The organism is Paludisphaera sp. (assembly GCF_037189885.1).
Classification (GTDB): Bacteria; Planctomycetota; Planctomycetia; order Isosphaerales; family Isosphaeraceae; genus Paludisphaera.
This window is the reverse complement of the sequence record NZ_JBBCIR010000106.1, coordinates 22,828-33,843: the sequence shown is the minus strand read 5'-3', so window position 1 is coordinate 33,843 and position 11,016 is coordinate 22,828. Positions and strand designations below refer to the sequence as shown.

Annotated in this window: 10 protein-coding genes; 2 read left to right on the top strand and 8 right to left on the bottom strand. The window is 70.1% G+C overall.

Annotated elements, in window-relative coordinates; all coding sequences use genetic code 11:
• Positions 1-225: 225 nt before the first annotated feature.
• From WG209_RS23900 to WG209_RS23885, 4 genes are all read right to left on the bottom strand, one after another.
• Positions 226-1,212, bottom strand: coding sequence for a GNAT family N-acetyltransferase (locus WG209_RS23900; protein ID WP_337177621.1), 987 nt, complete (start codon positions 1,210-1,212; stop codon positions 226-228).
• A 33-nt stretch (positions 1,213-1,245) separates the two neighbouring features.
• Entirely contained in the window at positions 1,246-1,560 is a 315-nt protein-coding gene (locus tag WG209_RS23895; protein WP_337177620.1) for a Rieske 2Fe-2S domain-containing protein, read from the bottom strand.
• 82 nt (positions 1,561-1,642) lie between these two features.
• Positions 1,643-2,518, bottom strand: a complete 876-nt coding sequence (locus WG209_RS23890; RefSeq protein WP_337177619.1) for an RING finger protein — start codon at positions 2,516-2,518, stop codon at positions 1,643-1,645.
• A gap of 87 nt (positions 2,519-2,605) precedes the next feature.
• Positions 2,606-3,349, bottom strand: coding sequence for a 4'-phosphopantetheinyl transferase superfamily protein (locus WG209_RS23885; protein ID WP_337177618.1), 744 nt, complete (start codon positions 3,347-3,349; stop codon positions 2,606-2,608).
• A gap of 125 nt (positions 3,350-3,474) precedes the next feature.
• Between WG209_RS23885 and WG209_RS23880 the strand changes: the two genes are divergently transcribed.
• Positions 3,475-4,194 (top strand): class I SAM-dependent methyltransferase, encoded by a 720-nt coding sequence (locus WG209_RS23880; protein WP_337177617.1) that lies wholly within the window; start codon positions 3,475-3,477, stop codon positions 4,192-4,194.
• 2 nt (positions 4,195-4,196) lie between these two features.
• Here WG209_RS23880 and WG209_RS23875 read toward each other — a convergent pair whose 3' ends face one another.
• On the bottom strand, positions 4,197-4,598 hold the full coding sequence (locus tag WG209_RS23875) for a hypothetical protein (RefSeq protein WP_337177616.1): 402 nt from the start codon (positions 4,596-4,598) through the stop codon (positions 4,197-4,199).
• A gap of 171 nt (positions 4,599-4,769) precedes the next feature.
• On the opposite strand from WG209_RS23875, the gene WG209_RS23870 reads away from it, so the two are divergent.
• Positions 4,770-6,197: an amino acid permease gene (locus WG209_RS23870; RefSeq protein ID WP_337177615.1), complete on the top strand. Its 1,428-nt coding sequence runs from the start codon at positions 4,770-4,772 to the stop codon at positions 6,195-6,197.
• 728 nt (positions 6,198-6,925) lie between these two features.
• On the opposite strand, the gene WG209_RS23865 is transcribed toward WG209_RS23870, so the two are convergent.
• Genes WG209_RS23865 through WG209_RS23855 form a run of 3 tightly spaced genes read right to left on the bottom strand, consistent with a single transcriptional unit; the run spans position 6,926 to position 10,881 of the window.
• Positions 6,926-8,290, bottom strand: a complete 1,365-nt coding sequence (locus tag WG209_RS23865) for a BNR-4 repeat-containing protein (protein ID WP_337177614.1) — start codon at positions 8,288-8,290, stop codon at positions 6,926-6,928.
• Between the two features lie 31 nt (positions 8,291-8,321).
• Positions 8,322-9,551 carry a hypothetical protein gene (locus WG209_RS23860; RefSeq protein WP_337177613.1) on the bottom strand — a complete coding sequence of 410 codons (1,230 nt, stop codon included), beginning with the start codon at positions 9,549-9,551 and terminating at the stop codon, positions 8,322-8,324.
• Positions 9,552-9,555: 4 nt separating this feature from the next.
• The gene (locus WG209_RS23855) at positions 9,556-10,881 is read right to left on the bottom strand and encodes a hypothetical protein (protein WP_337177612.1); all 1,326 of its coding nucleotides are present in this window, start codon (positions 10,879-10,881) and stop codon (positions 9,556-9,558) included.
• Positions 10,882-11,016 lie beyond the last annotated feature (135 nt).

Genomic DNA, 11,016 nt, shown 5'->3' with positions numbered 1-11,016 from the left:
CCCGCGCCACATCGAGCCCTTGGCCGACCCTTGTCCGGCTTCGGCTACCTTCCACCACGACGGGAGAAGGGACGCTCGTTCCCACGCTCGCGGGACCAGAAAGCCACTTCGAAAACGACGAACGAACCCAAACGCCAAACGTTGTAAATTCTTTGGCGTGAACGACTTGTCCGCAAGATGGCTCGGCCCTGGGCGCGCGAACGAAGCCAAACGGAGCCAGCGCCTTCAGGGCCTGGAACGGTCCGGGAAGGGGGCGGGGAGGCGGAAGACGGTCGACTGTTCGACGGGCTCGAAATCGAGGCATTCGTAGAGCGCGAGGGCCGGCTCGTTGTCGACCTGCGTCTGGACCTCGACCGTGGCGAAGCCGCGTTCGCGGGCGGAGCGGAGGATGTCGGCCAGGAGGTGGCGGGCGTAGCCCTTGCGACGGTGGGCGGGGTCGACCTCGACCGCGAAGACGCCGAGGCGGGGGCGGCCGTCGGAGCGGCCGAACCACGACATGTCCCACGTCCGGGCCGAGGCGACCTCCAGGTCGCCGTCGCGGAGCCGGAGGCTCGCCCGCGCCGGGTGGAAGGCGTCGAGCGCGAGTCCCTCCCACCAGGAGGCCGGCCGGGGGTCTTCCTCCGTCGCGACCTCGACCTGACGCCGGAGCAGCACCCCCCGGGGCTCGCGCGGGTCGGGCCGCGCCAGGTCGAAATGGAGGTGGACCGCCGTGCCGGTCGGCTCGTACCCCAGCGACGTGAGGGCCGACGAGAACTGATGGTGGCTCGACGGCACCCCCGCCGCCTCGCTGCCGCCGTGGATCCCCCAGTAGAACGGGTTCAGCGGGCGGCTCCCCCCGCCGTAGAGCACCTGGGCCCCGCGCCGGCGGAGGTAGCGTTCGGCCTCCACCACCAGGCCCATGCCAAGTTCATGCTCCCCCTCGCCCGGCTCGACGGCCAGCATCGCCACCACGCCCATCGAGGGATCGAGCCGGGGGCGAGGGTCGGCGTCGATGTCCGCGGGGCCGAACCCGGCGTGGACGAACCCCGCCGGTCGGCCGTCGCGCTCGGCGACGATCAGGCCCTCACGATCGAAGATGATGGAGTTGAAGGCGCTGTCGTCCAGCTCGTGGGCGCGCAGGGGGACCGCCGCGACGGCCCCGGGGACGGCGGCGTTCCAGAGCCTCGCGAGGGCGGGCGGGTCGTCGTTATGGAAGGGTCGATAGTAGATCACCGGCCGGTTCGCGAAGGGTGCGGGGGATGTGGTTCAGGATTCGGGGACGAGCACCAGCACCTCGTCCCCCTCGATCTTGACCTCGAAGACGTCGACCTTGAGCCTCGGGCCCATCGGGGTGTCCCCCGTCTGGACGTTGAACTCCCACCCGTGCCACGGGCAGGCGACCATGCAGCCGTCAAGCTCCCCTTCCGCCAGCGGGCCCCCCTGGTGGGGGCAGAAGCCGTCGATGCAGCTGATCCGGCCGTCCACGTTGAACAGGGCGTAGATGCGGCCCTCGTGCTCGACCTCCTTGGCGCCTCCCGCGGGCAACTCGCCCAGGGTGGCCATCTTCACGAACTTCGACATCGAGACGAATCCTTGATCGCGGCGGGTCGCCGCCGAGGCTAGAGGCTGATACGGGGAAGAAGGCCCGGCGCGTCGGGCCATTTCAGGGAGGGGGCGGGGCCGGCGTGGTCGATCGGAAGGCGGAGGCGGGCGTCGATCGCCCGACCTTGCCGCCGCAGCCGTAGATGGAGCACCAGCCGACGAACTCCCAGCAGTCGCGATGGTGGGGCGCCCCGCACGTGTCGCAGATCGTCGCCTGGCCCTCGACGACGGCCTCGCCGCAGACCTTGCAGACGGGGGGGCCCTCGTCGGGGTCCGGCCCCCCGTCCCCTTCCAGGACGGTGACCCCCTCGCTGATCCGCCGCCGGACCCCGGCCCGCAGCCCCTCGTGGACGGCCAGCGTCTCGGCGACCGCCGTGAAGAGGGCCTCGGGGTCGTTGCTCAGGTCGCGGTCGATCTGGACCAGGAGACGCTCCGGGCTGATCGCCAGCGACAGCCCGCCGGGGCGCACCAGGCGCTGGAGGCCGTGGATGGACCAGCGGACGCCGGGCCCGAGGAAATCCCGGGCCATGTCCGCGTCGTTGGCCCGGACGACGAAGGCGTTGTCGAATTCGCGGTCCCCCACCGCGACCGGCTCCGTGCCCCGGACGAGCTGCCGCAGTCGCGGGGAACCGACCGGGAGCATGTCGAGCCGGAACGGGATCCCCCGGCGGAAGCGGACGACGATCCTCGTGCTGAGGACCCCCGAGCCCCGGGCCGGGGCCGGCGCGAGGCCCACGCGCACCAGGTCCTCCCCCTGGGGGAAGCTGACGATGGGCGAGTCGGCCAGCCCGCGCGTCTCGTACCGGCCGCGATGCCGGGCCGCCAGGCGGCGGAACGCCAGGTACCGCGAGCCCGTGGCCCATGCCACGGCCTTCGCGATCAGCCGCAGCGACCCGTACGCCATCAGCGCGAGGAATGCGAAGCCCAGCAGGCTCATGCTCGGTCGTCCTCGACGGCTTTGGGGGAGATGGCCAGCTCGCGCGACTCATCCTATCTTAAAGTTGCGCCGGCCGGGACGGCAACGTCATCCCCCGCCCCCATGAGGGCCGACGGCCAGCGTCGCGACGTGTCCGGGCCTGGGGGTCGCCTCCCAGAGCCGCCACCCGAGCACCTCCGGCATCGGCAGGCAGGGTCGGAAGCTCTCGCCGGGAGGGGCGAGCCCGAACAAGGTCTCGAACTCCGTCGCCAGCCCGGCGAGCCCCACCCCCTGGGCCTTCACGACGGCCTCCTTGCGGGTCCATCCCCGTATGAACGCCTCCGCCTGGTCCGCCTCGGCGAGCTTGCGGAACTCGGCCACCTCCGCCGCCGTGAAGTAGGATTCCACGATCCGCGCCGCCTGCTGGATCGGCCGGACCCGCTCCACGTCGACCCCCAGCTCCCGGTCCCACGCCACGGCGATCAGGGCCAGCTCGTCCGAGTGCGTGACGTTGAACCGCCACCGCGAGCCCCCCGGCTGGACGAGGATTGGCTTCCCCCCCGGACCCACGCGGAACGCCACCTCGGCCGCCGTCGCCCCCAGCAGCCCCCCCAGCAGCGACCGCAGCGCGCCGCGGCATCGCACGAACCGGCGGCCGTCGCGCGGCCTCACCAGCCGCTCGGCGCGGGCGCGTTCCTCGGCGTCGAGGTCGGCCCACTCGGCCAGGCGTCGGAAGTCGTCCCCCTCGGGCCCGGCCGACAGGTCGACGCGGAACACGCGGATCTCGCCCCGTCCCGGCGGCGAGGCGGTCGCGAGGTGGTCGGTCAGCGCGGGGGCGAGGTCGTCCGGCATGGCGTCCCCAGGGTCGGCGGCGGTCGGGATTCGTCCGGCCCCCCCTTGTACCAAAAGCCCACGATGGTATTCAGTGGAGAACGCCCGGCCGACCGAACCGACCCCCTTCCCCCACGAGGATTTTCATGAAGCGGATCACACCGAAGCTCGGCATCCTGGGGATGGTCGCCGGCCTGACGCTCGGCGTCGCCGTCGCGCAGGAGCCGACCCCGGGGAAGGTGGACCCCAAGATCAACGAGCAGTTCCACAAGAAGGGGGCGGCCCGGGGCTTCATCGAGCGGTTCGAATCCCACGACCGCGAGGTCTTCGCCAGGCGCGGCGAGATCGTCGACGCCCTCCAGATCGAGCCCGGCATGAGCGTGGCCGACGTTGGCGCCGGCTCGGGCCTGTTCACCCGGCTCTTCGCCGAGCGGGTGGGCCCCGAGGGGAAGGTCTTCGCCGTCGACGTCTCCCGCGAGTTCCTGGAGCACATCGCCAGGGACGCCGAGAAGCGCCGGCTCAAGCAGGTGGAGACCGTGGAAGGCTCGCAGGACTCGACGAACCTGGAGCCGGCCTCGGTGGACCTCGTCTTCCTCAGCGACGTCTACCACCACTTCGAGGATCACGAGGCGATGCTCGACTCGATCAAGCGCGCCCTCAAGCCCGGCGGGACGCTGATCCTGATCGAGTTCGACCGGGTCGAGGGCAAGAGCAGCGACTTCGTGCTCAAGCACATCCGCGCCGACCAAGACCAGTTCCGCAAGGAGATCGAGGCCGCGGGCTTCGAGCCGGCCGAGGGCCCGGAGCCCGAGCTGAGGGAGAACTTCTTCGCCCGCTTCCGCAAGCCGGCCGGCGACGCGCGGTGAGGTCAGGCGACCTCGTCGGGGTCGGCGAAGCCGCCGGACCGGCGCAGGTCGTTCCAGACCTCCACGAACGCCTGGGTCTCGGCGTCGCGCCAGGAGAGGCCGTGGTCCTCAAGCTCGTTCGCCCGGCGGCCCCAGCGCTCGCGGGATTCGAGCGACCACGCGGCCACCACGCTCCGATACGCCAGCGGGTGGAAGACCGGCGGCGGCGGGGTACGGTCGGGCTTGGCCGGCGCCTTCGCCGGGGCGGCCTTCCTCGGGCGACGGTAGCGGACCGCCGGCGGGCCTTCCGTCACCACCCCGGGGGCCTCCGCCGTCGGGTCGATGGCCGGGAGCGCCGGCTGGCGCTGGGCGCCACGGCGTCGGGGCGCGGTGGCGGGTCGGTGCGGGACGCTCGTTTCGATCATCGGCTTCGCCTCCCTTCCGGTGTCGCGGCCGGTCGTTCTTGACCCCCTCGGCGTTCCCTCGCCTGCCCCATATTCTACAGGCCTTCGGGTTACGGTTCAAGCGTTCACTGGTGGAAATTTCGGCCGGCGATGGAAGTCCGCCCGGCGCTCATGACGAACGGTGGAGAGAGCATGTCGGCAACCGACGAGCGGGCGGCGATGGACGGGTCGAGCGACGGCGGGGCCGCGGCCTCCGCGATGCCGGCGGAGTTCGGGGTCTGGATGGCGGTGTTCGTGGTCGTCGCGAGCATGGTCGGGACGGGGGTCCTGACGACCTCCGGGTACACGATGTACCTGGTGGGCAGCAACTCCTGGATGCTGGCCCTCTGGGCCGTGGGCGCCCTGATCGCGATCTGCGGCGCCCTGACGCTGGCCGAGCTTTCGGCCGCCCTGCCCCGCACCGGCGGCGATTACGTCTATCTGTACGAGGCGTATGGGCCGCTGGCCGCGTTCATGTCGGGCTGGGTGTCGTTCCTGATGGGCTTCTCCGGCCCCAGCGCCACGGCGGCCTACGGCGCGGCGAAGTATGTCCTGGCGCCGATGCGTCTCTCCGGGGACGCGGCGATGTACGCCGAGCGAGGGCTGGCGACGGTCGCGATCCTGATCTTCGCGGCGATCCACGTCTCGGGCCGGCGTCGGACCTCGCTGGTGCAGGGCTGGACCACCGGGCTGAAGGTTGCCTTGCTGCTAGTTTTGATCGTCGCGGGGCTGTCCGTCGGCTGGCGGAACACGGAGAACCTGGACGACTTCGGCCCGGTCGACATGGGCCTGGCGAAGACGATGCTCTTTTCGCTGGTCTTCATCTACTACGCCTACACCGGCTGGAATGGGGCGTCATACCTGGCGGGGGAGATCCGCGAGCCGCAGAAGGTCTTGCCGAAGGCCATCCTGTGCGGGACGGCGATCGTCGCCCTGCTATACCTGGCGGTGAACCTGGTCTACGGCCTGGCCCTCTCCGCGGCCGACGTCAAGGCGATCGTGGACGACCCGGCCAACACGAAGGGCCTGGACGCGGTGGCGCCGATCGCCGAGATCGCCACGCGGCGGCTGTTCGGCTCGAGCTGGTCCGACCCGCTCAGCGTGGCGATCGGCCTGATGATGCTCTCGTCCTTGAGCGTCTACCTGCTTCTCGGCCCGCGCGTCATCTTCGCGATGGCGAAGGAGGGCCAGTTCCCGGCCGTCGCCGCGAGGCTTCGCCCGGGGACCGAGACCCCCGCCGTGGCGACCGTCTTCCAGGTCGTCGCCACCCTGGCCCTGCTCTGGTCGGGCTCGTTCGAGAACCTGTTCGTCTACGCGAGCGTCGGGCTGTCGCTGTTCTCCCTGATGTCGATGAGCGCCATCTTCGTCCTTCGCGTGAAGCGGCCCGACCTGCCGCGTCCTTTCCGCACCCCGGGCTACCCGGTCACCCCGGCGATCTACCTGCTGCTGACCGGCGTCCTGCTGGTCGCGGCGTTCATCAACTCGTGGAAGGTCTCGACGGTCTCCCTGGCGAGCATGCTGCTGGGGATCCCCATCTACTACCTCACCGCCGGCGCCCGCGCCCGGCGCCAGGCGGCGTGACGAGACCCGCCCCGCGACGCGCGGGGGCCGCGATCGGATGAATTTCCGGATTCATGAAATCGCGGCCCCATTTCCTCGATCATCCCGACCGTGGGGGGGCTTCGCTCTTTGACAACTCGCCCGAATCGAAACGGCCGCCGGTCGGCCGCCGGGCGCGGCCCATGATTCCGAGGCATGGGACGGGCCCTCATGACGTCCTTCTCCCCTGGAGGGGGGAGGTGGCCCGAGGGCTGGACGGGGAGGATATGCGAGACGGCCGATGGAGTGCGCGGCAACCGGACGGGTCTTTGATGACTCCAATGGCCTCCGCGCTCGTCGTCCCCCTCTCCTGACCGCTTCGCGGTCTGTCCTTTCCCGCGAGGGGGGAAGACGTCGGATGAAAACCCTTCCCACCTGGCGGGGGAAGGTGGCCCGCCGGGCCGGACGAGGGGGAGGACGAGCGAAAAGTCCGCCAGGATCCCGAGCCGGGCGGGCCTTCGACGGTTCCAACGGCCCGCGTGCCCTTCGTCCCCCGCGCATGACCGCTTCAAGGTCCGTCCTCCCCGCGAGGGGGGAAGACCTTCACCATCGCGGACTGCTCCACAACCCGGGACGGTCGGCGGAAACCTCCTCGAAAACGACGAACGAAGCCAAGCTTGTTTCGTCGCAAGATTCACGGAGTCAATAGTTTGAGTTGAGACGCGCGGATGTCTCGCGTGACGAACGAAGCCAACTCGGCATCGGCCCGCTCACTCGACCGTTTCCGGGACTTGCGCGTCGGCCGTCATGGTGACGGGGAGGCGGCGGACCTTGGTCCCGAGGCGGTCGGTGAAGTAGAGGCTGGATTCGGACTTCTCGCGGGCGTCGCCGTCGGCCCAGAGGGCGTAGAAGTCGGGATGGGCGTTGAGGGGTCGCTTGACGTAGGTGTGGTTCCGGGCCTTGTCGGCGGTGAGTTGCTTGACTCGGTCCCAGGTCGCCCCCTGGTCGGCGCTCGTCCACATGACCAGGTCGCCGCCGGTGCCGAAGGGTTGCGGGCCGGGCTCGGTCGGGGCGATCACGCGCCAGGCGCCGTCGGGCTCGATGTAGAGCGGGCCGTGGTCATAGTTGTGGTCCGACGTCGTGAACGCCCGGACGACCCATTCGCCGCCGTCCCAGCGCGCGGTGTGCCACTCATAAGGCCCGTTCTGGGGGCCGGGTTGGTGGCCCTTGCTGGTGAGGTAGAGGATGACCGGGTTGCCCTGGACGTCGAAGTTCACGTCCTTGATGTAGACCAGCTTCCCTTCCGCCTGGTAGTCGCGAACGAGCGCCGGGTTCCGGGGCTCGGTCAGCGGCAACGAGACCTCGCGGCCTTCGACGTTGGTCCAGGAGGCGCCCATGTCGACGGTCTGGAGGTAGTAGAGGTTCGTGCGGTCGTCCAGGCCGACGGGCCTGGGGTGGAAGTCGAAGACCGAGGCGACGAGGCCGTCGCGCGCGGCGCCGAGCTGGTAGTCGCCCATCTCGATGTGCGCCAGCGGGGTGGGGTCGGACCATTCTCGGCCGTCGGGGCTGGTGGCGAACCGGAGCCCTCGGCCCCCGGCGTACTTGGTGTGGAGGAACAGGAAGCCCTTGCCCGAGACGTAGAGCGGATGGCTGTAGGAGAAGTTGGTCTCCACGACCTTCTCGAAGGCGTCGATCGATCGCGGCTCGACGCTCCGGTGGATGAACGACGGCCGCGCCGTGCCGTGGGCGTTGGAGAAGACCCAGAGGTGCCCTGCGTCGTCGATCGCCAGGCAGGGGTTGTCGTGGGCGTCGTTGGTCTTCTTGTCCAGGAGGATCGCCGGGCGCGGGACGGTCCCGGTGGCGTGGTCGTAATAGGAGACCATGTGCAGGGTCGACTTCCGCGCCGGGTCGGCCCCGCCGTAGACGAAGTACGTCCGGTTCGACGGCTCGTCGTAAATCGCGATCGGCGACTGCTGTTGCGGATAGGTCGCCAGCCCGCCGCTGTATTTGTACTTGTACTCATCCTTCGTCGGCCCGACGGCGTACCAGCAGCCGACGTACCCCTCGGCGCGTGGCAGGGGGGCGGGGGACTCGGTGACGAGCGACGCGCAGAGCACCAGGGACAGGGCGAGCATGAGGCGGCCTCGATCGGATCGCGGCGGACGGTCAGGTCCTCGCGAACAGGGATTCGCGGGGGGATTCGTAGCGGACGTCCAGGAACGGCGTCTCCAGCGGCTTTCCGCCGTCCATGCGCGAGTCCAGGCAGCTTTCGAGCACCCCGCAGATGAGCATGGTCCGCTCGACGGGATACCCGGCGCGGCCGGTCTGGATCATGCGGTCGACGTGGTTCATCAGCTGCGCCGAGTAGGCCACGTTCGGGTCGGGCGGCAGGAGGAACTGCATGGAGAGCGGGTCGGGGCGGCCCTTCACCCGCACGGCGAGGTTGAAGTCCCGCAGCACCCCGTTGAGCATCAACAGCGTGGCGCGCGTGCCGTCGTTGTACTCGATCATGTACGCCGCCGGGTCCTGGGCGATGCGGGCGATCTCGTCCCCCTCCGCCAGCGCCTGCGTCCGGCCGTCCACCACCGTCAGGCCCTGGAGCGAGTCCGTTCGCGAGAGCGCCGCGCCCAGTAGCTCGCGCGACCATCGGCCCTCGGCGCCGGCCTTCCACACGGCGTCGCCCGTGACCATCTGGACGCGACGCACGCCGGTCTCGCCGCCGCGACGCCGCTCCAGCACGCACTGCATCGCCTCCAGCGCGTGGTAGTCCATCGGGTCGGACCCGCCGACGCCGACCATCAGGGCGTCCTCCACCTCGGCGCCATAAGGCAGGTCGACCGAGGGCAGCCGCCACGTCACCGGCAGCGACGAGCCGGCGAGGAACGGGAAGTTCAGCCGCTTCGACGCATCCACCATCGCCTTCGCCTTGGCGAAGCTATACGACAGGTGCTTGTCGTTGAAGACCGGCACGGCGCGGCCGTCGGCCTCGAAGACGTCGACGGTCTGCTTGAAGAACTCATACCGCGGGTAGAGGACCTGCCCCTTCTCGTTGCGGGGGTAGTCGCCGTGCTCGCCGATGATCAGCACGGCGTCGACGGCCAGCTTGTCGCCGCCGCATCGCAGCGCCTCGGCGATCGTGGGGTAGATCTGGAATCCGAACGACGCGGCGCGCTCGGCGCTCTGATCGTCGGCCGGCTTCTGGTCGACGTAGAGCGAGACCACCTCGACGTCCGGCGTCTTCCACGCGCCGTCCATCGGGTAGCCGACGAGGAAGCGGTCGCCCATGTGCTGCGCGTGGGACAGGTACTTCCAGATGGTCGTGACGATCGCCATCCGCTTTCGGCCCGGGGCGGGATCGGCCGGCGGAGGAGCGTCGATCGGCTTGCGGCTTCGCATCTCGTCAGCTCCTCATGTACTGGGATTCGCCGGAGACCCTGTAGGCGATCGTCGCCATGTCGGGCGTCTCCACCATCCGTCGCTTCTCCGCCATCAGGTCGACCGCCTTGCAGACGACGCCCGAGGTCAAGAGCGTCCGCTCGACCGGATACGGCGCGGCGCCGGTGAGGAACATGGCCTCGATGTGGTTCGCGAGCGGGCTGAAGAAGTTCGGCAGGGTCTGATTCGGAGAGATGCCGCAGAGATAAAGCTGGGTCGACTTGATCGCCGGCTCCCCCTCCAGCTTCAGCGCGACGGTGAAGTCCGCGACGAGCCCGTTCATCATGTACAGGCTGCCGACGAGCCCGTCGCTGTAGTGGATGCGGTAGAGGTACGGGTCGGGGACGAGCCTGGCGGCGTCGGCGAGCGTCGGGAAGGCGTTGCCGTAGCCCTCGCGCGGCGAGGCCAGGCGGAACGACCGGCAGAGGCACGAGTCGAACAGCGCCTTGGTCCGCGACGATCCCCCGGCGGCCGGGTCGAGCGTCTTCCAGACCTCCTCGCCGCGGATCGCCTCGACCGCCTTCACGCCGGTCTCGCCGCCGCGACGGCGCTCGACGAGGCACTGGAGCGACTCCAGGCCGTGGAAGTCGTAGCTGTCGACGCCGCCGTAGCCGACGCAGACGGCCTCCTCGATGCCGGCGCCGTCGGGCGTCTCGTAATCGGGGATGCGCCAGGTGAGCGGCAGGGACGAGCCGGCGAGGAACGGGAAGTCCAGCTCGCGGGCGGTCGCCACCATCTCCCGGCACCAGTCCCAGTTCCACGACAGGTGCTTGTCGTTGAACACCGGCGCCGTCTTGCCCGTCTCGCGGAAGACGTCGACGACCTGCTTGAAGAACTCGTAACGTGGGTAGTGGGTCCGGCCGCGATCGTCGCGGAGGTAGTCGCCGTGCTCGCCGATGAGGACCACGCCGTCGACGTCGAGCGTGTCCGTCCCGCGCTTCAGGGCGTCGGCGATCGTCGGGTAGAGCTTCAGCCCGGGGTGGCGCGCCAGGCGTTCGTCGGTCAGGTCGTTCTTCGGCCGCTGGTCGACGTAGAGGGAGACCACGTCGAGCGCCGGGCGGTGGTGCCTGCCGCCCCAACCGTAGCCGTCCATGAAGCGGTCGACGATCCCCTGGCCGTGCGAGGTCTTCCAGTAGCAGGTGACGATCGCGGCGATCCGGGGGCGGGGGCATCCCGCGGCGGGGGGCTCCTCGGCGCGGCCGCGCGAGGTCGCCAGCACGGCGCCGGCGGCCATCGCGCCCATCGCGGCGCGGCGGGTGAACTCGTGGGGCGGGGATTCGGTGGGATCCATTCTCGGTCCTCCGTCGCGGTCCTGGGGTGTTCAACGACTGTATAACGGGCGCGGGGCGGCGAGTCCAGGATCGCGCCAACCCGCGTTGCCGGAATGGGGGTTGACGGCTATCGTGCCGCCCGGTCGAGGAACGGC

What these genes read in the sequence shown, in the direction of transcription:
- WG209_RS23895 (WP_337177620.1), bottom strand. Translation starts at nt 1,560, where the DNA reads ATGTCGAAGTTCGTGAAGATGGCCACCCTGGGCGAGTTGCCCGCGGGA.
- WG209_RS23890 (WP_337177619.1), bottom strand. Translation starts at nt 2,518, where the DNA reads ATGAGCCTGCTGGGCTTCGCATTCCTCGCGCTGATGGCGTACGGGTCG.
- WG209_RS23885 (WP_337177618.1), bottom strand. Translation starts at nt 3,349, where the DNA reads ATGCCGGACGACCTCGCCCCCGCGCTGACCGACCACCTCGCGACCGCC.
- WG209_RS23880 (WP_337177617.1), top strand. Translation starts at nt 3,475, where the DNA reads ATGAAGCGGATCACACCGAAGCTCGGCATCCTGGGGATGGTCGCCGGC.
- WG209_RS23875 (WP_337177616.1), bottom strand. Translation starts at nt 4,598, where the DNA reads ATGATCGAAACGAGCGTCCCGCACCGACCCGCCACCGCGCCCCGACGC.
- WG209_RS23870 (WP_337177615.1), top strand. Translation starts at nt 4,770, where the DNA reads ATGTCGGCAACCGACGAGCGGGCGGCGATGGACGGGTCGAGCGACGGC.
- WG209_RS23865 (WP_337177614.1), bottom strand. Translation starts at nt 8,290, where the DNA reads ATGCTCGCCCTGTCCCTGGTGCTCTGCGCGTCGCTCGTCACCGAGTCC.
- WG209_RS23860 (WP_337177613.1), bottom strand. Translation starts at nt 9,551, where the DNA reads ATGCGAAGCCGCAAGCCGATCGACGCTCCTCCGCCGGCCGATCCCGCC.
- WG209_RS23855 (WP_337177612.1), bottom strand. Translation starts at nt 10,881, where the DNA reads ATGGATCCCACCGAATCCCCGCCCCACGAGTTCACCCGCCGCGCCGCG.